We start from the raw sequence: 22,964 nt of genomic DNA on the forward strand, positions 1-22,964 counted from the left end.
TGTAATCTACTACAATAACTTCAGGCCTCATCAGGCCCTCGGCGGCAAGACACCAAAGGAATTTGCCGAGGTCCAGACCCAGACCATTCGATCAGCGAATTAGTGAACTTGCACAGCAATGACGGAGCTTGTGGAGGCTCAATGCCCCACCAGCGGGCAGCCGCCCTTGTCGAGCGGGCGGAATGCCTCGTCGCCCGGCACAGTGGCGATCAGCTTGTAGAGGTCCCATTCGCCCTTGGATTCCTCAGGCTTCTTGACCTCGAACAGATACATGTCGTGCACCATGCGGCCGTCGATGCGGATCTTGCCATTCTTGGCAAAGAAGTCGTTGATCGGTGTGGCGCGCATCTGCTCCATCACCTTCGGCGCCTCGTCGGTCTTGATGGCCTCGATCGCCTTCAGATAATGCATGGTTGCCGAATAGAGCCCGGCCTGGATCATGCTCGGCATGTGTCCGACCTTGTCGTTGAAGCGTTTTGAGAAGGCGCGCGTTTCCTCGTTCATGTCCCAATAAAAAGCGTCGGTGACGATCAGGCCCTGCGTCGCCTTGATGCCGAGCGAATGCGTGTCGGTGATCTCCTGGAGCAGCGCGATCATTTTCTGCCCGCCTTGCGTGAGGCCGAACTCCGATGCCTGCTTCAACGCATTGGTGGTGTCGCCGCCGGCGTTTGCCAGCGCCACCACCTTGGCCTTGGAGGCCTGCGCCTGGAGCAGGAAGGATGAGAAGTCGGAGGAGTTGAGCGGATGGCGGACGTCGCCGAGCACCTTGCCGCCGCTTTCCTTCACGACGTTGGCGGCGTCGCGCTCCAGCGCCTGGCCGAAGGCGTAGTCGGCGGTGACGAAGAACCAGGTGTCCTCGCCGCGCTTCACCATCGCCTTGCCGGCGACGTTCGACAGCGCATAGGTATCATAGGTCCAGTGCACGGTGTTGGGCGAGCAGGCAACACCGGTGATGTCCGACGAGCCGCCGCCGGAATTGATGTTGATCTTGTTCTTCTCGCGCGTCAGCGCGGAGATCGGCAGCGCCACCGAGGAGGTCGGCACGTCGAAGATCGCATCGACCTTCTCGTTGTCGTACCAGTTGCGCGCGATGTTGACGCCGACGTCGGGCTTGTTCTGGTGGTCGGCAGCGACCACCTCGACCGGCTTGCCGGCAACGTTGCCGCCGTAGTCGGCGACCGCCATCTGCACCGCTGCGAGCGAGCCCTTGCCGGTGGCGTCGGCATAGAGGCTCGACATGTCCGTAAGTACGCCTATCTTGACGACGTCGTTGGAAATCTGCGCCTGCGCGGCGCCGCCGCTGGCCGCAAGGGCGAGGGACGCCGCGACCGCGGCAAACAGTTTATGCATGGTGTTCTCCCTGAGCGTTCTTATTTGGGTTTCGTTGTACGGGAACAGTTCTAGCGGCTATCGGCGGCTGCAGCTAAGCGATCCCCGTCATGGCCGGATGCAAAAAGGGAAGGGGATGCGGTGTTCCTTTGCCTCTCCCCTTGCGGGGAGACGCCGTATCGCATCGAAGATGCGATACGGGTGAGGAGGACTCTTCGCGAATCCATCGGCCTCCGTTCGCGTGGGAGCAGCCCCTCTCCCCGCAAGAACTGGGGGAGGGAGTAGCGATTACATCCCCTGCAGCTTGGTCACATACACGTTCAGCGAGCCGCCGGCTTCCGCGATGATGCGGAGCGTCTTGGAATCGAAGGCGATGTCGGCGAGCGTCAGGCTGTCGATATTGGCCTCGACGCGCAGGCCGTCCTCGGTCTTCTGGTAGTCGGCGATCGCCGTCGCGATCTTGTCGCGTGCGTTGGCGGCGATCGGCTTCAGGTCGAGCGTCGCCTTCTGCAATAGCGCTTGCTGGAGGTGCGGCACCGCCGCGCGCGCCGCCGCCCCTAACAGTCCGAACGCCGCCTCGGATTCCACCGCGAGCTGGATGTCGGCGAGCCGCAGCGTCTGCTGCGCCTGGTCGAGCATCGGCCGTCCCCAGATGTGCACGGTGGCCTCGGCGCCGAGGCCGAACCAGCTCTTCTTCTCCGTGGCGCGCACCAGAAGCGAGATCAGCAGCCGGTCGCCCGAGGGAATGACGTTGACGCTTTTGACGGTGACGTCGGCCGGACCCGAGCCGTCTTCCGGATAGGTATGGCCGACCATCTGGGCTGCGATGAGCTTGTTGATCTCGGTGAAGGGTACGTCGATCGGCACGCCGATGTTCACGCCGGTGCCAGTCGGCGGCACGATCGAGATCTTCTCCGGGAACGGGCACTCGGGCCTGGTCTGGGCCGTGGTGACGCGGGTCTCGGCCTCGATGCCGAGCAGCAGCGTGACGGCCTGCGCATCGACGCGCGGCTGGGCCGCGATCGCGCGGATCGGCTTCATTTCCAGCCAGAGCGGCGGCAATGCGGCCGAGGACCCCGAGCCTTGCAGCGGCATCGAGCGGCAGGCCTTGATCCATCGCGCCTTCGCATTCTCACGCAGGCTCGGATCGTTGCGGATGCGCTCGGCGACAACGTTGAGCTGATCGTTGACGGTCTTGTCGATCAGCGGCTTGACCTGCGCCGGCACGTTGACCTTGGCGCCGGCGACCGCGAGGTTGGTGTCGCCGAGATTGACCTGCGCGCCGAGATTTGGCTCGAGGTGCCAGTTGGCGGCGAGTTTCGGGCGCGAAGTGATGACCACGTTGCCCTTGATCTCGGCACTGGCATTCAGGTTCTTGATGTTCACGGCGCCGATCTGCTTGGCGGCGTTGTTGCCGAGCATGCTGCCGAGCGCCTCGCCGAGCGCGCCGGTGGCCTTGGCGGACAGCGATCCCGTGACGTTGAGCTTCCCGGTCAGGGGAGTCGACATCGTCAGCACGTCCTTGTCGCCGCTTGCGGCAATCGCCCCGCGCGATGCCGTCCAGCCGATATCGGCGTTCTGGAGGATCTGTGAGATCGGATTGTCGGCCTTGCCGGTGAAATTGCGCGGGGTGCTCCTGTCGGCGGCCTCGCGGATCGCCGACAGCGCGATGGCAACCGGCGCGACCACGATCGAGCTCTTGGAGACCGGCGGCAGCGGCGGCAACTGCGTGACGGCGGGCGCTGTACCTGCGCCGCGCGGCGACAGCCAGTCCATGGCCTTCAGGCTCACGAAAAACGACGCCGCGATCACCGCGATCGCAATCAGGATAGTCTTCAAGTTCAACGTCAAACGCATCAATCCCCCGAAACGCCCCGTTGCGGGAGTCTACAGGGCGGGTGACAGCCGCGCTAGAGCGCGGCGATGGGGTGGAATTGGGGCGGCGGGCGCCGGGCGGCAATATGTGATGGATCAGGGATAGCCCGATCCCGGCGTCTCCACCTCGACGATATCGATTCGCGCCGACGATTTCCCTTGTCTCAGTTCCTCCGGCGATGTTGCCGCATTGATGCAGAACAGCGTTCTGCGGTCGGCACCGCCGAGCGCGCATGCAATGCCGCGGCGGCCGGGAACGCTGATGCGCTGCCGCTCGCGTCCATCGCGATCGATCCTGATGAAGGCGTCTTCACCATAGGACGCGACCCAGACGGCGCCGTCGCGATCGAGGCAGATGCCATCCGGCTCCTTCCCGCAAGCAAGCCGGCGGCGGAAATGCAGGCTGCCGTCGCTGCCGATCTCGTAGTCTGCGAGGCATTCGCCGTCCATCTCGGCGACGACGAGCCTGTCCTGATCTTCCGAGATTGCGATCCCGTTGGGAAAGCGCAGCCCTTCGGCGACGATGCGCGCCTGGCCGTCCGGCGTCACCAGGATGATGCGCCCATCGGCGCCGCGATCGGGAGGCGGCGGCAGATTGAAGCCGAGATCACCGACATAGGCGCGTCCGAGCCCGTCGATGATCATGTCGTCGATCGTGCCGGCGGCAATGCCGGACAGATCGGCATAAAGCGAGAGCGCGCCGTCGGCATGGGCCAGCAGGCGCTTGCGGAACATGGTGAGCACCACCAGCCTGCCATCCGGCAGAACTCCGGTGCCGCAAGGCACGTCGTCGAAGCTGGCATGTTGCGTGCGATCGCCCGACGGACCGACGCTGAGCAGGGTGCGCGCCATGCAGTCGACGAACCAGAGCCGCCCCGCATGCCAGCGCGGCGCCTCGAAATACCTGCCGCCGTCGAGCAGAGTTGTTAGTTGTGCTTCCTTCATTCGGCGCTCGCGTCGAGGAACAGCTTCATCAAGATCTCGTCGAAATACCGGCCGTCCTGCTTGAGCGCCTTCGGTTCGCGACCGTATTCGACGAATCCGGCACGGGTATAAAGACGCAGGGCGGGTTCGTTGTCGCTGACGACCGACAACTGAAGCTGTTCGACCTGTTGTGCCGCATGCGACACGACGGCCTCGACGAGGCGGCGCCCGACGCCGAAACGGCGTGCCGCCGGCCGCACATACATGCCCCAGAGCATTGCCTTGTGCGCGGTCTTCGTCCCATCCTGGCGGCGAAAGCCGGCGACGCCGCACAACACCTGTTCGATGAAGGCGCCAAAAACGTCAGAGGTTTTGAGGCGCTCCTCGAACCAGGAAAGCGCCATCTCCTTCTCGCGTACGAGCACGCTGGAGTAGGCCCCCGGATGCGCTTCGAGCGCTTCCAGCCTGATCTGTCGATAACTCGCCGCATCCGCCGGCGCGAGCAGCCTGACGACGGCAGTGTTGTGGTCCCCTGACGGCATGTCCTGCTTTCGCCTCCAAGTCAGCGCATCGCCGTTGCAAAGACTTCATCGAACAGGCCGAGCATCGCCGCCCAGGAGCGGCGATCCGCGTCTGCATGATAGGCGTGGTTCGGTATGCTTGCGTCAATGAGCTCGGGGTTGGTGAATCCGTGCGCCGCGCCGCCATAGACATGGGCCTGCCAATCGACGCTGGTCGCGCGCATCTCGCGCGCAAAATTCGCAAGCTGCGTCAGGGAGACCAGCGCATCCGCTGCACCGTGACACACCAGCACTTTCGCCTTGATGTTCGCGGCATCCTCCGGCCGCTCGCTCGGGAAACCGCCATGGAAGCTCACGACGGCCGCAAGGTTCGCGCCGGTCCGCGCCAGCTCCAGCGCCGTGCTGCCGCCGAAGCAATAGCCGATCGCGGCGAGCTTCGTGGCGTCGACCGGGTCGTGCCCGGCAAGCGCCAAATGCGCCGCCTCGGCCCGCTCGCGCCAGCGCGCGGTGTCGGCGCGCAAGCCGTTCATCAGCTCGATCGCCTGCGGCACATCGGGTGCCGTCTTGCCGTCGCCGTAGAGATCGGCCACGAGCACGACAAAGCCAAGCGCAGCGAGTCGCTCGGCGCGCGCAATCGCATGCGTGCCGATGCCGCGCGCGTCCGGGAACAACACCACGCCGGGGCGGGGGCTGGCGGCGGAGTCGTCAGTTAAGAGAATGCCCTTAAGCTCGGCGGCGCGATCGCGATATCCGAGAACAATCTTTTTCATGCTGACGTTCCTCGTCCGGCGAATTGACCATACGGGTTGCACCAAAGGCAACCTTTGATTGTCATCCGTCTCGCCTGGTGTCGCTTTCGCACGGCATGCGCCGTCGCGATCGCATCAGGCCTCGGGGTCCTCCTGGCGCGTCAGCCGCGTCGAATATTGAAAGCGGTCGGCGGGATGATAGCTGAGCGAGATCTCCACCAGCGTGCCGGGGCTCAGCATGTATTGCCTGCGGATTGCGAGCGCATGGTCGCCCGTCCTTGCAGCGAGGGGAGCTGCGATGTGCTCGGGCAGCCCGCAGGCCGCAATGTCCTGCCGGATTTCTACGATGCGCCGGCCGGTGACGGTTTCTATCAGGTCGCCGAAGATGCCGCGGTACTGCTTGAGCCGCGGCGTGATCTTCTCCGCCAGCGATGCGTCGATGTAGACGTCGGTCCAGCAGATCGGCGGCGCACTGCGCTCTCCCGGTACGCGGCGCAGGCTCGAGATGCTCAGCCAGCGGCTTCCCGGCTTGCACCCGAGCTTTGCGGCGAGCGCATTGTCGGCCACGGTCTCTCCGATTTCCTGGATGTCGCGCTCGGTTTCGACGCCGAATTGCTGGATCGCCTCGATCGAGCCGAGCGACTGCGCGAATGCGCCGCCGGCGCGTTGCGCGCTGGTCGCCTCAACGCGCGTTCCGGCGCTTTTCTTGCGGCTGACGAGGCCCATGGCCTGGAGCTCGCGCATGGCGGCCCGAACGGTCGAGCGGCTCACCGAAAACTGCTCGGCAAGGTCGAGCTCGTTGGGAAGCAGCGAGCCGACCGGATAGCGGCCGCTCGCGATGGCTTCCGTCAACTCCCTCGCGACAAAGGCATATCTGGTTTCCAAAGTACCCTCTCCAGGGCCGGCATGAGGACGTGAGTCAGCGGCTCCAGGCAAGGCCTCTTGACTCGTCCATTATGTTCGTACATAAATCTATGTACGAACATAATAGAGAGGAAGCGCTATGGCGAGCACGGTCTTCGATTCCCTCCTGTTCCGCGACATGTTTGGTACCGGCGAGATGCGCGCGGTGTTTTCAGATGAAGCGCTGGTCGGGCGCTATCTGGAAACCGAGGCCGCGCTTGCCCGGGCGCAGGCCCGCGCCGGCGTCGTGCCGAAGGACGCCGCGGCCGCGATCGATGCCGCCTCCCGCAGCATCAAGCTCGATTACGACAAGCTCCGCCACGAGACCGAGATCGTCGGCTATCCGATCCTGCCGCTGGTCCATCAGCTCTCCGAGGCCGCGGGCGAGGCCGGCCGCTATGTCCATTGGGGCGCGACCACGCAGGACATCATGGACACCGCCAACGTGCTCCAGATCCGCGCCGCGCTCGACATCGTTGCGCGCGACCTGAAGGAGCTGCGCACGATCCTCGCCGATCTCGCGCGCAAGCATCGCGATACGCCGATGGCGGGCCGCACCCATCTCCAGCAGGCGCTGCCCGTGACCTTCGGCTACAAGGTCGCGATCTGGCTGTCCTCGATCGACCGCCACATCGACCGCGTCGACCAGGCGCGGCCGCGCATCCTGCTCGGCGAGTTTTCCGGTGCAGCCGGCACGCTCGCCTCCGTCGGAGACGGCGGCCTCGAGATGCAGCGCCTGTTCTGCGAGGAGCTCGGCCTCAACCAGCCGCCGATCACCTGGCACGTGGCGCGCGACGGCATCGCGGAAGCGGTGACGCTGCTCGGCCTCATCACCGGCACGCTCGGCAAGATCGCCACCGACGTGATGCTGATGTGCGCGACCGAATTCGGCGAGCTCTCCGAGCCGTTCGTGCATGGCCGCGGCGCGTCCTCCACCATGCCGCAGAAGCGCAACCCGATCTCCAGCGAGCTGATGCTCGCCGCCGCCAAGGCGGTGCGCCAGCATGTGGCCACCATGCTCGACGGCATGATCCATGATTTCGAGCGTGCGACCGGTCCCTGGCATCTCGAATGGGTGTCGCTGCCGGAGAGCTTTTTGCTCACGGCGTCCTCGCTCGCCAATGCGAAATTCATGCTGGCCGGCCTCGTCGTGCACGAGCAGCGCATGCGCGAAAATCTCGGCCTGACGCACGGCCTCATCGTGGCCGAGGCCGTGATGATGGCCGCTGCGCCGAAGCTTGGCCGGCAGCACGCACATGACGTCGTCTATGATGCCTGCCGCAAGGCCATCGAGGGCGGCGGCGACCTCGCCGACATCCTCTCCGGCGTGCCCGAGATCGTGACCGCGCTCGGCGGCATCGATGCCATCCGCCGCCACTGCGATCCCGCCAACTATCTCGGCCTCTCCGGCCAGATGGTGGACCGCGTGCTCGGCGGCTGACCTGTCGCCCGGATGAGCGAAACGACATCCGCGTAGCTGGTGTCGCATACCGCTTCCGCATTCGCTCTTCGTCGAGCTTCGGCGGACAAGCCGCTCATGCGGGTCGCGATAGCAAATTAGACCTACCGAATCCTGCAGATCGTCTGCCAAGGCGCCGCAAGACGCGCCGTCGCACATCCATTGCCGTAACGAGGAAACGATGGCCGCTATCGCGTCGCGCTGCCGAGGTCTGCGCGGCGGTCGGTCATGGGGAGCACGACGACCTTGGTGCCGACGTTGACGCGGGAGTAGAGGTCGGTGACGTCTTCATTGGTCAGGCGGATGCAGCCGGAGGAGACGTGCTTGCCGATCGTCTCGGGGGCGTTGGTGCCGTGGATGCGGTAGATGGTGCCGCCGAGATACATGGCGCGCGCCCCTAATGGGTTGCCGGGACCGCCGGCCATGTGGCGCGGCAGATAAGGCTGGCGGGCGATCATTTCCGGCGGCGGGGTCCAGTCCGGCCACTCCGCCTTCTTGGTCACCGACTGGGTGCCTGACCAGGTGAAGCCGTCACGGCCGACGCCGATGCCGTAGCGCACGGCCTGGCCGTTCCCGAGCACGTAATAGAGATAAGTGTTGGGCGTATCGATGATGATGGTGCCGGGGGCCTCGCGCGTCGCATAGCTGACGACCTGGCGGCGGAAGCGGGCGGGCATCTCGACGCTGTCCTGATCCTCCGACGGCGCGCTCTGATAGGACGGTGCCGGCTGATAGGGCTGATAGGGTTGCAGCGGCTGCGGCGCGGCGAAGCCGGGAGGCGGCGCGAAGAAGGGGAAGAGCTGCACGGGTGCGGCGTGTGCCGGGCCGGCAAACGCGATCGCGGAGATCGCAACAGCACCGAAGGCAATGGCGCGCGAATACGTCTTGAACGTGTCCAGATTCAACATTGATCGCCCCTGTTTGATCGGTGTTTTTGATCACCGCGGCACCGCTACCGGTGCTCCGTTGCCTAAACTCGTAACGGCGAGAAGTTTCGGGACGTTTGCGCGGGAAATCGAAAACGGTTTCGTCGCGGCAAGGATTGTTTCATGACAGTTTCGTGGCTGTGCGGACCCGTTAACGAACAAAACAGTGGGTCGACACTTCTGTGACGTCACACGCCTGAAATATCCATGGTTGATGGTCGAAAGCCGAGAATCATCAAACTCTCGGGATTTTCCCATGCGGGTATTAATCGCGACTGACGCCTGGCATCCGCAGGTTAACGGTGTGGTGCGAACGTTGACCTCGCTGGCGAATGCGGCCAGAGCCCTCGATGTCGAGATCGACTTCCTGACGCCGGATGGCTTTTCTTCGCTGCCGTTGCCGACCTATCCGGGCCTGCGCATCGCGCTGCCGAGCCGCACCGAGATCGCGCGGCGGATCGAGGCGGCAGCTCCGGAAGCGCTGCACATCGCAACCGAAGGTCCGATTGGCTGGGCGGCGCGCAGCTATTGCCGCAAGCGCGGGCTTGCTTTCACCACCTCCTACACCACGCGCTTTCCGGAATACGTTTCGGTGCGCACCGGTATTCCGGCCAGCGTAGGCTACGCCGTGCTGCGGCACTTCCACGATGCCGCCGCCATGACAATGGTGGCGACGCCGTCGCTGCGGCAGGAGCTCTCCGAACGCGGCTTCAAGCGGCTCGGCTTCTGGACCCGCGGCGTCGACACCACGCTGTTTCATCCCGATCATCCTGCACAGCTCGACCTGCCTCGGCCGATCTTCATGGCGATGGGGCGCGTTGCGGTGGAGAAGAATCTCGACGCGTTCCTCTCGCTCGATCTGCCCGGCACCAAGGTCGTTGTCGGCGATGGCCCGCAGAAGGCGCAGCTCGAAAGGAAATATTCCGACGTTGTGTTCCTTGGCGAGAAGAAGGGCGCCGATCTCACCTCGCATCTCGCGGCTGCCGACGTCTTCGTGTTTCCGAGCCTTACCGACACCTTCGGCGTGGTGCAGCTCGAGGCGCTCGCCTGCGGCACGCCGGTCGCAGCGTTTCCGGTGACGGGTCCGAAGGACGTCATCGCGGATCATCCGATCGGAGCGATCGATGACGATTTGCGCGCCGCGTGCCTGCGCGCGCTCACCATGTCGCGCGAGACCTGTCGCAACTTCGCGCTGGCGCGATCCTGGGAAAACAGTGCGCGTCAGTTCGTCGGCAACCTCACCTCACTCCAGCCCAGCCGCTCGCTGCGCCCGACGCCCGTCATGGCGCGGCGGCCGGTGCGCGGCTGACCACCAATATCTGAACCAAACGGGACTTTGCTAATGGCCAAGATCATGAAGTTTGAAGACTCGCAGCAGCTCGACCTCGACCGCGGCACGGTCGAGCAGGCCTATGACCGGTGGGCACCGGTCTATGACCTCGTGTTCGGCGGCGTGTTCGCCAAGGGCCGGCAGGCCGCGATCACGGCGACCAACAAGCTCGGCGGCCGCGTGCTCGAGGTCGGCGTCGGCACCGGCATCTCGCTGCCGATGTATGCGCCGAACGTCCGCATCTTCGGCACCGATATTTCTGAGGCCATGCTCGACAAGGCGCGCCGCCGCGTCAGCGAACTCAAGTTGAAGAACGTCGAGGGCCTCGCGGTGATGGATGCCGAGAAGCTCGAGTTTCCCGACAACTGCTTCGACGTCGTGATGGCGCAATATGTCGTCACCGCCGTGCCCAATCCGGAAGTCGCGCTGGATGAGTTCGCGCGCGTGCTGCGTCCCGGTGGCGAGTTGATCATCCTGACCCGCGTCAGCGCGGATGCCGGCATGCGCCGCTTCATCGAGCAGAAGCTCCAGCCGGTGGTGCGTCACCTCGGCTTCCGCACCGCCGAGTTCGCCTGGTCGCGTTACGCGAAGTGGCTCGCGAGCGCGCATGGCATGGAGCTTGCCGAGCGCCGCCTGATTCCGCCGCTCGGCCATTTCTCGCTGGTCCGCTTCCGCAAGGTTCAGGTCGCCAAAGCGGCCTGAACCGACAGCTCCACGCGTTTATGCGTCACCGCGTCGCGCACATCGTCACATGACAAAATGATGATGTCACACGCCCTACATCGAATCCCTGTATCTCCTCACCCGAAGCCTTTGGGGGAAAGAATGATCAAAGAATTCCTTGAGCAGCTCCGCATCCAGCGCTGGGACGATCACCGCTATTATCATCACAGCCGCATCAATCAGAGCCTGCACTTCGTCAGCGCGGCGAGCTTCCTGTTCGCTTATCTCTGGCTGTTCGTCGATCCTGTGGTCTCCGGCCTGGTCGGCTGGCTGGTGTCGATGACCTCGCGCCAGGCCGGTCACTTCTTCTTCGAACCGAAGGGGTACGACCACATCAACCAGGCGACGCACGAGCACAAGGAAGAGATTAAGGTCGGCTACAACCTTCAGCGCAAGGTCGTGCTGATGGCGATCTGGGCGCTGTCGCCGCTGGTGCTGTTCCTCGATCCCACGCTGTTCGGCCTGTTCAAGCCATTCGCGAGTGCGACGGATTTCATGCGGCAGGTTGCAAAGATCTGGCTCGCGGTTGGCGCCGGCGGCCTCTTGTTCCGCACCGTGCACCTGTTCTTCATTCGCGATGTCGAGACCGGCCTCGTCTGGATGACCAAGATCCTGACCGACCCGTTCCACGACCTCATGCTCTACCGCAGTGCTCCGCTGGCGCTGATGCGCGGCGAACTGATGGACCCTGGCCTGCACCTCAACCCCGAGCACACGCTGGGCCTCATCCCCGAGCATACGCTCGAAGAGCAGCACGCCTGAGCGCGCCGTCCTCACCGAACACTCCGATGTCCAACGGTTACGTCATGCCCGGGCTTGTCCCGGGCATCCACGTCTTTGTCGAAGGCGCTGTAGCTTCTTCGCTTTTTCTCGCCTGCGGGGAGAGGCTGGAGCGCACATGGCGGAGAACATCATCGTCCCGGCGCGCGCAAAGCGCGAGCTCGGGACCCATAACCCCAGGATCGTGTTTGGCGAAGATAGCTAAACTCTATCTCGCGCCACAACTGCTGCCTCGGGTTATGGGTCCCCGCCTGCGCAGGGACGACATCGAACTTGTTGAAGCGGCGGCTGCGGAGCGGGGAGAGGGAGAAGAATTCTCAGCGCCCGAAGCGCTTGGCCAGCATCTCTTTCAGGATCTGGCGCTTGATGCGCTTGTTGGTGAGACCGGCATCGTGCCACCAGAAGCCGTCGGCCTTCATCTTCTGCGCGGCACGGACGAAACGTTCGGCAACCTCGGTGAAGTCGGCGTCGGTGTAGTTGAGGCTGAAGATCAACCGGCCGGTGCCGACCCAGCTCAAGGCGAGGCCTTCGGCGCGCAGGTAGTATTGCAGCATCCAGTTGTAGCGCGACGGTGTGGTGTACTTCACCGTCCAGATCGAGGACAGGTTGGCGACACGCACCGGCAGGTCGGCCTCGCTCAGCATCTGGTTGAGCTTTTGCGCGCGGCCGTTCCAGGTCCCATCCAACCCGTCATAGATCGCGCGGAAGTTCGGGCTTGCGAGCCGGCTCAGGAACTCGTCCATCGCCGTCATGACGTAGGGATGGGAGTTGAAGGTGCCGCGGGCAAAGCAGACATCGGCCGGGCGGTCGTCGCGGAAGCGGCGCATCAGGTCCTTGGGGCCGCAGACCACGCCGACGGGCAGGCCGCCGGCAAGGCTCTTGCCGTAGGTCACCATGTCGGCGCGCACGCCGAAATATTCCTGGGCGCCGCCGGGAGCGAGACGGAAGCCGACAAATATCTCGTCGAAGATCAGCACGATGCTGCGCTCGGTGCAGACCTCGCGCAGCTTCTTCAGCCAGGCGGTATAGGCTTCGCGGTCGAAATTGCCGCCGCGCGAACTGTCGACCAGCGAGGAATCGCCGGGCGCGTTCGCGTTCGGATGCAGCGCCTGGAGCGGATTGACCAGCACGCAGGCGATGTCGCGTCGCGTGCGCAGCACGTGCAGCGTCTTTTGCGACATCTCGGCAAGCGTGTATGTCTCGTGCGCAGCAATGGGATTGCCGACGCCGGGCTGCACGTCGCCCCACCAGCCGTGATAGGCGCCGGCGAAGCGGACGAGGTGCGTGCGCTTGGTGTGGTAGCGCGCAAGGCGCACCGCCTGCATGACGGCTTCGGTGCCGGACATGTGAAAGGAGACCTCGTCGAGACCGGAGATCTGGCAGAGCCGCGTCACGTTCTCGGCGATCACGGGGTGGTAGGGACCGAGCACAGGACCGAGAGCATGGGCGCGCTTCTCGCCTTCCCCGATGCACTCCTTGTAGAAGTCGTTGCCAAAGATATTGACGCCGTAGGAGCCCGTGAGGTCGTAGGAGACGTTGCCGTCGAGATCGGTGACGGTGACGCCATTCGACGACTGCATGAAGCTCGACGTGCCCAGGTTCTCGCGCACGAGGCGGGAGAACTGGAACGGCACGCGGTAGCTTTCGGTGAATTGGAGATCGGAGATTCGTTCCGCCGCCTCCTCGGTCAACGCGCGGCCCTTGGCGTAGCGCGCTGCGTAGAGACCGGCGAGGCGGAAGAAGCCGTCGTGTCGCTGCGCCGCGATATTCCCCGGCGCGCCGTCACAGGCGAAATAGTCGTCGCCCTCGAACTCGTAGAACGGGATCAGCCGCGCCACCCGGCGCGACATCTTGGAATGCCCCGAGAGCGAGCGGTGCTTGGCGCGGGAGAGTTCGATCCGCGCCTTGATCTTCGGGAAGGCGGCGGCAGCGGACGCTGCGGCGGCCACGGACAATGAGAGAATCGGGAGTGTCGTTTCCATGACAACAAGCGCTAACCGGACCTGCTGACAGATTCATGACAGTCAAAGCCCTCATCGCCTCTTTCACCCAGCAGGAAGACCTCAATTTCCTGCTGACCAACCGCATTCCTCGCGCCGCGCTGACCCGCTTCATGGGCTGGTTCTCCAAGATCGAGAACCCGCTGGTGCGCGACGGCTCGATCGCGCTGTGGAAGCTGTTCTCCGACCTCGACCTGTCGGAGGCGCGCAAGACCCATTTCAAGAGCCTGCACGATTGCTTCACGCGGGAGCTCAGGCCGGGCTTGCGTCCCTTTGAACCGGATCCCGCGATCGTTGCCAGTCCCTCCGACGGCATCGTCGGCGCGCACGGCAAGATCGCCGACACTGAACTGTTCCAGGTCAAGGGCGCGCCTTATTCTCTACTCGATCTCCTCGGCGATCCCACGCTGGTCGAGCAGCATCGCAACGGCTCCTTTGTCACGCTGCGGCTGACCTCGAGCATGTATCACCGCTTCCATGCGCCGTATGACGCGCATGTCGAGCGGGTCACGCTGATCCATGGCGATGTCTGGAACGTCAACCCGATCGCGTTGAAGCGGGTCGAGCGCCTCTTCTGCAAGAACGAGCGCGCGGTGATCCGCACGCATTTGTCAACCGGCGAGGCGGTGACGCTGGTGCCGGTGGCGGCCATTCTCGTCGCGAGCATCCGCCTGCACTTCCTGGATATGGTGCTGAATGCGCAGACCCGCGGCCCGGTCAATTTCCCGTGCGACGTCAACGTGAAGAAAGGCGAGGAGCTCGGCTGGTTCGAGCACGGCTCGACCATCATCATCCTGGCACCCGGCGATTTTACCTTCTGCGAGGGGATTGCCGAGGGTACGCGCATCCGTGCGGGGCAGGCGCTGCTCAGAAGAAATAGAGCATGATCCGACCCGTAGGGCCGCGTTAGCGCAAAGTGGATACCGGTTTTCCCTCGCGACACCCGCGGAACGCGTCGGCGCGGAGATCATGCTCCACTAAGTCTTCATTCTGCCGTGTCGGCGACCTATATCGTCCGCGAGGGCGATTCTTTCGACACGGCGGGTAACGACGGATGGCACGGGCGCCGGTTCTGGCGGCAGGGGGAATTGTGCTGCGGCGTGACGCGCCGCTGATCGCCGTGGTGCGCCAGCGCAAGCGCAATGAATGGGTTTTGCCGAAAGGCAAGCTCGACGATGACGAGACTCCGAAGGAAGCCGCGCACCGCGAAGTGCTGGAAGAGACTGGGCACGACGTCGCCATCCACGAATTCCTGGGCACGCTCGCCTATCCATCCGGCGGCCGCTCCAAGATCGTGCATTTCTGGCGCATGGAAGCGGACGGTGGTCCGGTCCGCAAGCTGATGAACGACATCAAGGCGGTCGACTGGTTGACGCTGGAGGATGCGGCCGCGCGGCTGTCGCGCGAATATGAGCGTGCGTTCCTCCTGCATGTCGGTCCGATCGCGCTCGCCGCCGCCGGACTTGTGCCGAGTGAAGCGGAAGCCACGCCGCCACTTGCCATGGACGACGTCGACGCCGCGATGCGGACGCTGACGCCCGCCGAGGCGGCTTCCGTCGAAGAGCTGCGCCACGGTCTGTTGCAAAAGGTAAAGGCTTGGCTTCGCGGCGAAGCGTAAGCTGGTTCTCTCTCTCTCTCTCTCTCTCTCTCTCTCTCTCTCTCTCGCGCGCGCGCGCCGCAGTGACCCTGCACCCTCTCCCCTTGCGGGAGAGGTGGCTTCGCGGAACGCGAAGCCGGGTGAGGGGTCTCTCTCCACGAATTCATCTCTCAGTTGGAGTACGAGGACAGCGACCCCTCATCAGGCGCTTCGCGCCACCTTCCCCCGCAAGGAGAGAAGGGAAGCGCACTATCTCCGCTCCTTCTTCTCCTTCGGCGGTCGCACGGGCTTGCGTGGTGCGGGCCGTTGCAGGCCCGGCAGGCGCTGCAATCCGGGTTGCCGCTGCATGCCGCCTTGCTGCGGCTGGACGGCGGGCGGGGTCGGCTGACCCTGCTGGCCGCTGCGTGGCGACTGCGGCGCGGGTGCTGCGCCTTGCTGCGGCGTCGTGCCCGGTTGCGACGACGGAGCCTGCCCGCTGCGCGGCGCTTGCGGATTGGTCGCGCCGCCCGGCGTCGTCTGCCCGGCGCGCGGCGCGCCCTGTTGCTGGCCTTGCCCGGTGCGCGGCGTGCCCGGCTGACCCGCGCCGCCCTGTCCTTGGCGCTGCGGCTGCTGCGTGCCCTGGCGGTTCGGCGCACCCGGTTGTTGCTGCTGACCCGGACGATTGTTCTGCCCCGGCTGGCCGTTCGGCCGCTGCGGCTGCTGTCCGGGCTGAGCGTTCGGCCGCGGCTGTTGCTGCGGTTGAGCCGGCTGGGCCGGCCGCGGAATACGCGGGGTCGCGCTTGGATTGGCCCTGCGGAATTCGCGCTGCTCGGTGACAATCTGCCGGCCGGCGGTCTGCGCCTGATGCACCTCGCTCACGAAGGCGCGGTCGCGTGCGACCTGTTGGGGAGCAATCGTGATCGGCACCGCAGCAAAGCGCACGCCGCCTGTCCCGGGCCGGATCGCAAAGCCGCTGGCGCCTTGCGTCAGCGCGCCGAGGCGCACGCCGCTGGTGCGGTCGTTGACATCGATGTGGCCGACCCTGCCATCGGCATCAGGATAGAGCTTGATGTTGACGTTGTTGGTCGCTGCCGTCGCAGCACTTGCGTTCGCGGGCACGTCGATGACGCCGGTGGTGCCGCGGATGCCGAGCGTCGCGGTCGGCGTCGTGATCTTCATGTCGCCGGTCTTCGCCACCGCTGCGGCGACAAAGGCGACGGTGCCCCTGCCGACGTCGAAGATCGCCGAGTTCTGCTTGCCGCTGTCCTCATAGACGTAGTTGTCGATCGTGATCTTGGCGCTGGCCGACAGATTGAACGTGGTGGAATCGTTGAAGGCGATGCTGAGCGAGGAGTTCGAGGCGGTCTGCACGACATCATTGAGATAGACGTCGTCGCGCACCTTCAGCGGATAGGAATTCTTGTCGCGGATCACCGTGGCGATCCCCGTCACCGTGGCGACGTTGCCGATCGGCTCTTCGGGCGCGGCGGTTTGCGCGTCAGGTGCCGGTGTCACTGATGTTGGCGAAGGAGACGGTGTCGGCGTCGCCTGTGGCGCCGGCTGCGCCTGCGCGAGCAGGGTCGCGTCGGATGCGCGTGCGTCCGTCGCGCCCGCCAGCGACATAACCAGCAGCGGAAGCGCGAGCACGCAGCGGCGCCAAGCCAGCATCAAAGCCACATTGAGGTCCCGGTGAAGACACGAGGCGAGATCAGCCGATTTCAGCCGGAGGTGGCTGAACGGCGGATGAACATCGTTAACATGCTGCCTGATTGTCAACCCTCATGGTCAGGAGGCGCGCAGGCGCCCGCCGCGAACCATGCAGGCCCGATTGCGTTGGGGCCTCGCCTTGGACGCTTGCTTGGCAAGCTCCTCGGGGGAGGCAGCGAACTCTTGCGCATCAACTCACGCGCTTCCAGGTCTGGCCGCCGCAGAACATGCCGCCGAAGGCACAGCCCTGCACGCGGAGCAGGTTCGGGCCCTTCATCGCAATGGTGGAGTCGTAGTTGCGCCCTGAATCGGGATCGTGGATGCGGCCGCTCCACTTGGCGCCGTCAGGCTGCATGTTGATCAGGATCTTCTCGTTGGTCGTTTCGGCATAGCCGCAGAGATTGGCGCCGCATTGTTCGACACGCACATTGCCCTTGTTCTCCTCGGTCGCCCACACGCCGAGCGGTGTGGTCGGAGCAGGGGCGGGCGCCGCCGCAACGGGTGCCGGCGCAGGCGTGACCGGGGCGGCAATGGGAGCCGGCGGTGCGATGGGCGCTGCCTGTGGTGTGACATTGGCAGCGACAGCCGCGGTGGTGGTCGGTGAGGCAGCGCTCGTGGCCGGCGCAGGCGGCGCAGTCACGATCGGAGCGGCGGCAATGGTCGCCTGAATCTGTGGCTGCGGCGCCGGTTGCTGTGCGGCGGGCGCCAGCGGCGCGGCGGTCGGCGCGCTCGACGAGGCGGTGTCGTCATCGTCCTTAGAGCCAATACCGTTGAGGTTGATATTGTTCAGCCTGATCGGCTTGTTCGAGAGGCCGGGCGCCACGATGGTGATGCAGTCCAGCGAGGCGCAGTTTCGCGGCGCCTGGATATGGATGCGCTGCCCGTCGATCTCGAAGGAGATTGCGCTACCCGCGTGGGCAATTGCGGTCGAAGCGAGGAAGAGCGCGGTAGCGGCGACAGAAAGCCTGGTCATGGCAGCCTCCCAAAATGCGGCGTGGAAACGGTGTGGCCGGATGTCGGTGATCGACTGGGCGTGGTTGAACGCTACGCGGCATGGGCCGCGGCTTCCGTGACGGGGATCACAAGAATTAGCACCACCGGAGTGAGCTGCGTCACATTCGTTGGGTGCAGCTAAGTGAGTTTCTTGCCAAGCCACCGCTGCACCCCTCGCCACTTGTGGGAGAGGGGATTCGATGCGAAGCGCCCCATGGACGTCTGGCACGTTCGCAGTTCGCTCAGGGATTGTGAAGGTGACGAATGGAGTACTCCTCATCCTCCATTGGAGGTAGGGGGCGGTGCCGACTTCTTAGTCCGTGACAGAAGCCGCCAGCGACGGGCAGGGTAGTGACAACGACCGTGATTCCATTTCAGCGTCGCCGCACATTCTCGAGCTGGCCCGTCATCTTCGGCGCAACTAGCTGGCGTCTCCGCTGTTTGGGGTCGGCAGAGCACGTCTCGCGCAACAGGGGCTTATCAAGGCGCGTCTCAAATGATCGAGGTTGTCGACCGAGACACCATCAGGCTGGAAGCCGAGACCCAACGTCTTGTCGGCTTCAATACGCCAGAGATGGGCGATCTGGCCCGTTGCGCAGATGGGGGGAAACGAGCGGATGCCGTGACCGATCGGGTGAAAGCTCTCATCGCGACAAGCGATGCATGCCTAAGCCGTGTCGCCTGCACATGTAAGCCCGGCCAGGAGGCCGCCAAGCCCTGCAATTATAGGCGCCTGTGTGGAGTGCTGGCGATTGCCGGGCGCGACGTAAGCGAAATCATGATTAGGGAGGGGCTTGCCGAGCGCTACGTTTGCAGTGGAGCCCACGCGGGTCCGCTCAGAAGGGAAATTGCGCAATGAATACGAAGCATGCCGCTGCTCAACTATCGCGCGCCAGGAATGCGCTGCAATTGATCAAGCGCTGCATCAAGGATGGTGAAGAGCACCAGGCGTTCAATCATGCGAGCGTCGCGCTCGACGCACTGTCACAGATCGAAGGCGATACCCTGCCTGACGACATCGTGATCCATTGGGACGATCGCGCAAACTACAACCGCTACAAGGTCGCCTGCGAAGCGCAGGACGCTGGCAACCTGCGCGCTCTCGCCCGCGAATTCGTCAAGGTCGTGGAGCGCGCCAGCGAAGAAACTCAATCGATGGAGGCGACGTGGCACGATGATGCTGTGACGCTGTTTGTTAACAAGCTGGAAAATCTGTGCAATTCCGAACGTCGCTTTAGCGAAGTCTACGCCAACTGCAAAAAGAAGATGGAGGCCCCAAGCAGAGCATCGAACGTGGTGATATTCTCACGGGGCTGATCAGCGTGCGTCACGGGATCGGAGTGCTCGCATTGCGACTGAACCATACTGTGTCTGCTCGGCGCGTCGCGACCCATGCGCGCAAGGTCGCGCGCGGAACTCCCGCCAGCCGCCGTCGATGTCCGGAAACTAGATCACGCCGAGCACGATGGCTCCGACAAAGGCGATCGCGAGGTACGCAGTCACAACGCTCAGTCTGCCGACGAACGTCATAAAGAGACTCCCTCTGTTCGCGCGTCTTTGCGCGCAACTCCTGAGGTTAACAGCGGGCCTCCATTTGAAAAAGTCAGTCTTGCTGCCGCTGAGCTGACGCGCCCGCTACTGCAGGCCGGCCCGTATGGTTAAAGAAACGTAAAATCAACGTGTTGAAGAGTCTTTAAGTAAATTCACCGAACCTGCGCAGATGACGCGCGGAGTTCGTTTGTATCTCGTCGGCTCCATCGTCCTTGTTTCGCTTGCGGGTTGCGGACGCGGCTTTTTCCAGGCCGAGCGCGAGCCGTGGCGGGCCGAGGCGGAAGCCGCCTGCCTGAAATCCGGCGCGGTGAAAGAGAGCGCCGAGATCGTCAGGATCGAGCCGATCTCGGGCCCCGGTGTCTGTGGCGCTGAATTTCCCCTGAAAGTGGCCGCCATCGGCGAACCCAGCAGCAGCTTTGGTTTTGCCGATGAGGAACTGCGCCCGCCGGGGAGCATCGGCAACCAGCCGCGATGGCCGGGAACTCAGCCGGGGTACCCGCAAGGCCAGAGTTATCCGAACCAGACCTATCCGAACGCCTCGAACTATCCGCAGCGCCAAAACCAGCCGACCGGCTACGGCGGAGCCTCGGGCCCGATCTCGCTCAGCGCGCCCGGCGTTGGGCCGCAGCAGGAGGACGAGATCGACCTGCCGCCAGAGGGCACCGATGCGGCGGGAGCGGCGCGCTACATGAACGCGCCGAGCTATCCGGCGCGGCCGAATTACTCGTCGCGATCGCAGGCGCCGTATGCGCAGCGCCCCGAGCAGCAGCCCTTGCCGCGGCTTGGCCCTGTGCAGGGCAATCCAGTCGGTGCCGTCGGCCCGGTCGTCGTGAAGCCGACCGCGACGCTGGCCTGTCCCATCGTCTCCGAGCTCGACCGCTGGTTCGCCGACACGGTGCAGCCGTCGGCGATGCGCTGGTTCGGCCAGCGCGTGGTCGAGATCAAGCAGATCTCCGCCTATTCGTGCCGCGGCATGAACGGCAATCCGCACGCCCATATCTCGGAGCACGCCTTCGGCAATGCGCTCGACGTCGCCGCCTTCACGCTCGCCGATGGCCGCCGTATCTCGGTGAAGGATGGCTGGCGCGGCCTGCCGGAGGAGCAGGGTTTTCTGCGCGACGTGCAGTCTGGCGCCTGTGCCCACTTCACGACCGTGCTCGCGCCGGGGTCCAACGTCTATCATTACGATCATATCCACGTCGATTTGATGCGTCGCGCCAGCCGCCGCCTGATCTGCCAGCCGGCCGCCGTCTCCGGCGAAGAGGTCGCCGCTCGCGCGCAGGCACGTAGTCCTTACGCCAACTCCCGCGATCCCTACGTGACCGGCTCGCTCGGTCAAAAAGCCAAGCGCGCGAAAGTCAACGAGGAAGAGGAGTTCGAGGACGAGTAGGGGGACTGCGGACGAGGGTCCCGTCAGTTTGGCGCGGGGCGACCGATTTCGTACTGCGTGTCTGGCTCACCGATACCAGCCGGATCAGCGTGGTCGGCGACTTCGCAATCCGCTTGTGGATCTTCGGCACTCGCACCGGCGATCAGCAGTTGTTTGCGCATTTCAGCGAGACGGGCGCGGCAATATTCGCGATAGAGCAGGTCGAATATGGCGGGCATGATCACCCCCGTCGTTGCTATCACTGGCTGAAGAAATTCCCACCACGAATTAACTGATTGCAATCGACCCGTTGGATCGCGGCCCCACATGGCCGCGTTCGCGGCTCCGCCTATTCCAAGGCTCCAAGGAGCGATCAGTTGATTTGTCGGTGCAAAGGAGCACGGCCAACGCACCAAACGTAGCCGCTCTCTGTTTCAGGACGACTTCGTTGGACAACTCAGGAGAGTGAAGCGGGACTGGAAAATCCAACTACAGCGCGAAATTACTCATCTCTGACTGCATGCGTCATTGGATGCAATCTGAACTGCGGCAAATGCACCGATTCAATCTGCGGCGGTTCGAAGCTCGCACCCATCACGCTGCGCGCGATCAACCAGGAGCGCACGAAGCGATGCTCAGCGTCCTCAGATTGAAAATGCAGTTCGGTTGCCGGATGTCGGCTACTTCATAGTCTCCTTCGAGCCGACCACTTAAGCTTCGACAAAACCGCTCGGGAGGCAACGATGACACCCGATTGGCTAACCGTCCCAGCAACGATCGTCTGCATTTTTGTGCTGACCGTTGTCGTCTTGATTGCTGTCGGCGCCTGGTAGGCCCCGGTTGGGGAGCGCGATCCAGGCACCAGGCGTCGTCGAACTCAACGAGTCACTTTGTAGCCGGCATCGATGCTGCGGGCGCCAGCCCCATGCACCGTTGCACCTCGCCCGGCACGTTGTAGTCGCGCATCACGGGGCGGCTGTCGCGCATGCCGCACGCCTCGCGCTGCACCACGAACATCCAGAGCGCGTGGCCGGCCTCCATCACCAGGGTGCGTCGTGCCTGCCGCGTCGATGTCGGCGCGTCCGCGAGCGGATGGGCGGCATCGAACTCGCGCAGCTTCGCGAGGGCTTGTTCCAGCGCTCGCCCCATCCGCCCGAACGCGGACGCCTGCTCCCGGACGATCTCGTAGTTGAGAACGTCGACCGGCGTGCGGTGAAGGCGAAGATCAGGAGGCATGGCTTATGTATAGCGTCACGGCGTAGGCCAGCAATGACGTGGTTGAAGTGAAGTGCGAATGCTGCTCCCGGCCGTCGTCCTGGCGAAAGCCAGGACCCATTGCCACCAATCTATATGGTAGCGCGCGCTGTGGCCGTGGCTTGTCCAACAACGACCGTCTGGGATTATGGGTCCTGGCTTTCGCCAGGACGACAGCGGAGGATGTTGCGTTCGTGCGACCCCATCACTGATGAGCTGCCGCGAGCAAGGTCACTTCCCCCGATACGCCGCCAGAAACATCCGAGTCGCGCTATCGACCACTTCGGTCATGCGCTTTTCCGATGGCGCCGGCGCGGCCTGGAAGACGAAGGGCAGGAACAGCGAGGCCTTGCACAATTCCATGAACTGCGAGGCGGCAAGGTCGCAATCGTCGATCGCAAGATCGCCGGAGGCGACATGGGCCTTCAGATAGTCGGCGAGGCGGTTGATAGTCTTGTCCAGAACGCGCCCATAGTAGCGACGGCCGACGTCGGGCATGCGCTCGGCGATTGCCATCACGGTGCGGATCGCCGATCCGCCGCCGGGCCGGCAGAGCAAATGTATATAGGCCTGGCCGAACTCCTTCAGCGTGGTCTCGGCATCGCGCGCGGGGTCGAAGTTGAAGACGACCTGGCCGTGCTGAAGCGCCTCCTCCTCGAGGATGGCTTCGAACAGCGCGCATTTGTCGGCGAAGTAGACGTAGAGCGTGCCCTTGGAGACGGCGGCCGCGCGCGCGATCTCGCCCATGCTGGCGCCGTCGAAGCCGAAGTCCATGAATACCCTGCGGGCGCCGTCGAGGATCTGGCGGCGCTTGGAACTGTCCTCTTCAGAGACGATAGCGACAGTGTTGCGAACGGCTGCAACCATTGATTCAGGGTTCCCTGAGGTTTTTTGCGCCGGAAACCCAAAGAAAGGATTCCGGTCACTAGGGTCCGACTCGGCAATAATCTATATTGACCGAACCGTTCGGTCAATGGTATTCGTCTTTTGGCGAA

22 protein-coding genes are annotated in these 22,964 nt (G+C 64.2%); 9 read left to right on the plus strand and 13 right to left on the minus strand.

The features are described 5' to 3' along the window. Positions 1-138: 138 nt before the first annotated feature. From ACV1FX_RS37745 to ACV1FX_RS37770, 6 genes are all read right to left on the minus strand, one after another. Positions 139-1,350, minus strand: a complete 1,212-nt coding sequence (locus ACV1FX_RS37745; protein WP_473122593.1) for an ABC transporter substrate-binding protein — start codon at positions 1,348-1,350, stop codon at positions 139-141. A 267-nt stretch (positions 1,351-1,617) separates the two neighbouring features. Beyond that, positions 1,618-3,186, minus strand: coding sequence for a DUF4403 family protein (locus ACV1FX_RS37750; RefSeq protein ID WP_473122594.1), 1,569 nt, complete (start codon positions 3,184-3,186; stop codon positions 1,618-1,620). A gap of 114 nt (positions 3,187-3,300) precedes the next feature. Next, a complete protein-coding gene (locus ACV1FX_RS37755) occupies positions 3,301-4,149 on the minus strand; it encodes an SMP-30/gluconolactonase/LRE family protein (RefSeq protein ID WP_473122595.1) in 849 nt (282 codons plus the stop codon). After that, positions 4,146-4,670, minus strand: coding sequence for a GNAT family N-acetyltransferase (locus tag ACV1FX_RS37760; protein ID WP_473122596.1), 525 nt, complete (start codon positions 4,668-4,670; stop codon positions 4,146-4,148). Before ACV1FX_RS37760 ends, ACV1FX_RS37755 begins: the two co-directional genes overlap by 4 nt. Positions 4,671-4,690: 20 nt before the next feature. Next, positions 4,691-5,419: a dienelactone hydrolase family protein gene (locus ACV1FX_RS37765; protein ID WP_473122597.1), complete on the minus strand. Its 729-nt coding sequence runs from the start codon at positions 5,417-5,419 to the stop codon at positions 4,691-4,693. Between the two features lie 114 nt (positions 5,420-5,533). After that, positions 5,534-6,283, minus strand: coding sequence for a GntR family transcriptional regulator (locus tag ACV1FX_RS37770; RefSeq protein ID WP_473122598.1), 750 nt, complete (start codon positions 6,281-6,283; stop codon positions 5,534-5,536). A gap of 118 nt (positions 6,284-6,401) precedes the next feature. Between ACV1FX_RS37770 and pcaB the strand changes: the two genes are divergently transcribed. Continuing rightward, positions 6,402-7,742, plus strand: a complete 1,341-nt coding sequence (gene pcaB, locus ACV1FX_RS37775) for a 3-carboxy-cis,cis-muconate cycloisomerase (protein ID WP_473122599.1) — start codon at positions 6,402-6,404, stop codon at positions 7,740-7,742. Between the two features lie 206 nt (positions 7,743-7,948). Here pcaB and ACV1FX_RS37780 read toward each other — a convergent pair whose 3' ends face one another. Further along, complete coding sequence (locus ACV1FX_RS37780) at positions 7,949-8,668, minus strand: L,D-transpeptidase (protein WP_473122600.1); 720 nt, start codon at positions 8,666-8,668, stop codon at positions 7,949-7,951. A 274-nt stretch (positions 8,669-8,942) separates the two neighbouring features. Here ACV1FX_RS37780 and ACV1FX_RS37785 point away from each other — a divergent pair, with 274 nt between their 5' ends. From ACV1FX_RS37785 to ACV1FX_RS37795, 3 genes are all read left to right on the plus strand, one after another. After that, positions 8,943-9,995, plus strand: coding sequence for a glycosyltransferase family 4 protein (locus ACV1FX_RS37785; protein WP_473122601.1), 1,053 nt, complete (start codon positions 8,943-8,945; stop codon positions 9,993-9,995). A 33-nt stretch (positions 9,996-10,028) separates the two neighbouring features. Continuing rightward, the gene (locus ACV1FX_RS37790) at positions 10,029-10,718 is read left to right on the plus strand and encodes a class I SAM-dependent methyltransferase (protein WP_473122602.1); all 690 of its coding nucleotides are present in this window, start codon (positions 10,029-10,031) and stop codon (positions 10,716-10,718) included. Between the two features lie 123 nt (positions 10,719-10,841). Further along, the gene (locus ACV1FX_RS37795) at positions 10,842-11,501 is read left to right on the plus strand and encodes a hypothetical protein (protein ID WP_473122603.1); all 660 of its coding nucleotides are present in this window, start codon (positions 10,842-10,844) and stop codon (positions 11,499-11,501) included. Between the two features lie 335 nt (positions 11,502-11,836). Here ACV1FX_RS37795 and ACV1FX_RS37800 read toward each other — a convergent pair whose 3' ends face one another. Next, on the minus strand, positions 11,837-13,501 hold the full coding sequence (locus ACV1FX_RS37800) for an aminotransferase class III-fold pyridoxal phosphate-dependent enzyme (protein ID WP_473122604.1): 1,665 nt from the start codon (positions 13,499-13,501) through the stop codon (positions 11,837-11,839). Between the two features lie 35 nt (positions 13,502-13,536). Between ACV1FX_RS37800 and asd the strand changes: the two genes are divergently transcribed. Further along, the gene (asd, locus tag ACV1FX_RS37805) at positions 13,537-14,406 is read left to right on the plus strand and encodes an archaetidylserine decarboxylase (protein WP_473122605.1); all 870 of its coding nucleotides are present in this window, start codon (positions 13,537-13,539) and stop codon (positions 14,404-14,406) included. A gap of 167 nt (positions 14,407-14,573) precedes the next feature. After that, on the plus strand, positions 14,574-15,137 hold the full coding sequence (locus ACV1FX_RS37810; protein ID WP_473122606.1) for an NUDIX hydrolase: 564 nt from the start codon (positions 14,574-14,576) through the stop codon (positions 15,135-15,137). A 228-nt stretch (positions 15,138-15,365) separates the two neighbouring features. On the opposite strand, the gene ACV1FX_RS37815 is transcribed toward ACV1FX_RS37810, so the two are convergent. Continuing rightward, positions 15,366-16,763 carry a FecR family protein gene (locus ACV1FX_RS37815; protein ID WP_473122607.1) on the minus strand — a complete coding sequence of 466 codons (1,398 nt, stop codon included), beginning with the start codon at positions 16,761-16,763 and terminating at the stop codon, positions 15,366-15,368. Positions 16,764-16,992: 229 nt separating this feature from the next. After that, positions 16,993-17,775, minus strand: a complete 783-nt coding sequence (locus tag ACV1FX_RS37820) for a DUF2147 domain-containing protein (protein WP_473122608.1) — start codon at positions 17,773-17,775, stop codon at positions 16,993-16,995. A gap of 516 nt (positions 17,776-18,291) precedes the next feature. On the opposite strand from ACV1FX_RS37820, the gene ACV1FX_RS37825 reads away from it, so the two are divergent. The 3 genes from ACV1FX_RS37825 to ACV1FX_RS37835 all read left to right on the plus strand — a co-directional run bounded on the left by ACV1FX_RS37825 (position 18,292) and on the right by ACV1FX_RS37835 (position 20,736). Continuing rightward, positions 18,292-18,654, plus strand: coding sequence for a thermonuclease family protein (locus ACV1FX_RS37825; protein WP_473122609.1), 363 nt, complete (start codon positions 18,292-18,294; stop codon positions 18,652-18,654). A 50-nt stretch (positions 18,655-18,704) separates the two neighbouring features. Continuing rightward, positions 18,705-19,112 carry a hypothetical protein gene (locus tag ACV1FX_RS37830; RefSeq protein WP_473122610.1) on the plus strand — a complete coding sequence of 136 codons (408 nt, stop codon included), beginning with the start codon at positions 18,705-18,707 and terminating at the stop codon, positions 19,110-19,112. 403 nt (positions 19,113-19,515) lie between these two features. Next, positions 19,516-20,736 (plus strand): extensin-like domain-containing protein, encoded by a 1,221-nt coding sequence (locus ACV1FX_RS37835; RefSeq protein WP_473122611.1) that lies wholly within the window; start codon positions 19,516-19,518, stop codon positions 20,734-20,736. A gap of 23 nt (positions 20,737-20,759) precedes the next feature. Here the strand turns inward: ACV1FX_RS37835 and ACV1FX_RS37840 are convergent, their stop codons facing one another. From ACV1FX_RS37840 to ACV1FX_RS37850, 3 genes are all read right to left on the minus strand, one after another. Next, positions 20,760-20,954, minus strand: coding sequence for a hypothetical protein (locus tag ACV1FX_RS37840; protein WP_473122612.1), 195 nt, complete (start codon positions 20,952-20,954; stop codon positions 20,760-20,762). Positions 20,955-21,600: 646 nt separating this feature from the next. Continuing rightward, entirely contained in the window at positions 21,601-21,951 is a 351-nt protein-coding gene (locus tag ACV1FX_RS37845; RefSeq protein WP_473122613.1) for a DUF6665 family protein, read from the minus strand. A gap of 249 nt (positions 21,952-22,200) precedes the next feature. Next, positions 22,201-22,836 (minus strand): TetR/AcrR family transcriptional regulator, encoded by a 636-nt coding sequence (locus ACV1FX_RS37850; RefSeq protein ID WP_473122614.1) that lies wholly within the window; start codon positions 22,834-22,836, stop codon positions 22,201-22,203. Between the last annotated feature and the right edge of the window lie 128 nt (positions 22,837-22,964).

The organism is Bradyrhizobium ingae (genome assembly GCF_055791185.1).

Bases quoted from the DNA above. Each gene is read 5' to 3' on its own strand.
- ACV1FX_RS37745 (WP_473122593.1), bottom strand. From the start codon at position 1,350: ATGCATAAACTGTTTGCCGCGGTCGCGGCGTCCCTCGCCCTTGCGGCC.
- ACV1FX_RS37750 (WP_473122594.1), bottom strand. From the start codon at position 3,186: ATGCGTTTGACGTTGAACTTGAAGACTATCCTGATTGCGATCGCGGTG.
- ACV1FX_RS37755 (WP_473122595.1), bottom strand. From the start codon at position 4,149: ATGAAGGAAGCACAACTAACAACTCTGCTCGACGGCGGCAGGTATTTC.
- ACV1FX_RS37760 (WP_473122596.1), bottom strand. From the start codon at position 4,670: ATGCCGTCAGGGGACCACAACACTGCCGTCGTCAGGCTGCTCGCGCCG.
- ACV1FX_RS37765 (WP_473122597.1), bottom strand. From the start codon at position 5,419: ATGAAAAAGATTGTTCTCGGATATCGCGATCGCGCCGCCGAGCTTAAG.
- pcaB (WP_473122599.1), top strand. From the start codon at position 6,402: ATGGCGAGCACGGTCTTCGATTCCCTCCTGTTCCGCGACATGTTTGGT.
- ACV1FX_RS37780 (WP_473122600.1), bottom strand. From the start codon at position 8,668: ATGTTGAATCTGGACACGTTCAAGACGTATTCGCGCGCCATTGCCTTC.
- ACV1FX_RS37785 (WP_473122601.1), top strand. From the start codon at position 8,943: ATGCGGGTATTAATCGCGACTGACGCCTGGCATCCGCAGGTTAACGGT.
- ACV1FX_RS37790 (WP_473122602.1), top strand. From the start codon at position 10,029: ATGGCCAAGATCATGAAGTTTGAAGACTCGCAGCAGCTCGACCTCGAC.
- ACV1FX_RS37795 (WP_473122603.1), top strand. From the start codon at position 10,842: ATGATCAAAGAATTCCTTGAGCAGCTCCGCATCCAGCGCTGGGACGAT.
- ACV1FX_RS37800 (WP_473122604.1), bottom strand. From the start codon at position 13,501: ATGGAAACGACACTCCCGATTCTCTCATTGTCCGTGGCCGCCGCAGCG.
- asd (WP_473122605.1), top strand. From the start codon at position 13,537: ATGACAGTCAAAGCCCTCATCGCCTCTTTCACCCAGCAGGAAGACCTC.
- ACV1FX_RS37810 (WP_473122606.1), top strand. From the start codon at position 14,574: ATGGCACGGGCGCCGGTTCTGGCGGCAGGGGGAATTGTGCTGCGGCGT.
- ACV1FX_RS37815 (WP_473122607.1), bottom strand. From the start codon at position 16,763: ATGCTGGCTTGGCGCCGCTGCGTGCTCGCGCTTCCGCTGCTGGTTATG.
- ACV1FX_RS37820 (WP_473122608.1), bottom strand. From the start codon at position 17,775: ATGACCAGGCTTTCTGTCGCCGCTACCGCGCTCTTCCTCGCTTCGACC.
- ACV1FX_RS37825 (WP_473122609.1), top strand. From the start codon at position 18,292: ATGATCGAGGTTGTCGACCGAGACACCATCAGGCTGGAAGCCGAGACC.
- ACV1FX_RS37835 (WP_473122611.1), top strand. From the start codon at position 19,516: ATGACGCGCGGAGTTCGTTTGTATCTCGTCGGCTCCATCGTCCTTGTT.
- ACV1FX_RS37840 (WP_473122612.1), bottom strand. From the start codon at position 20,954: ATGCCCGCCATATTCGACCTGCTCTATCGCGAATATTGCCGCGCCCGT.
- ACV1FX_RS37845 (WP_473122613.1), bottom strand. From the start codon at position 21,951: ATGCCTCCTGATCTTCGCCTTCACCGCACGCCGGTCGACGTTCTCAAC.
- ACV1FX_RS37850 (WP_473122614.1), bottom strand. From the start codon at position 22,836: ATGGTTGCAGCCGTTCGCAACACTGTCGCTATCGTCTCTGAAGAGGAC.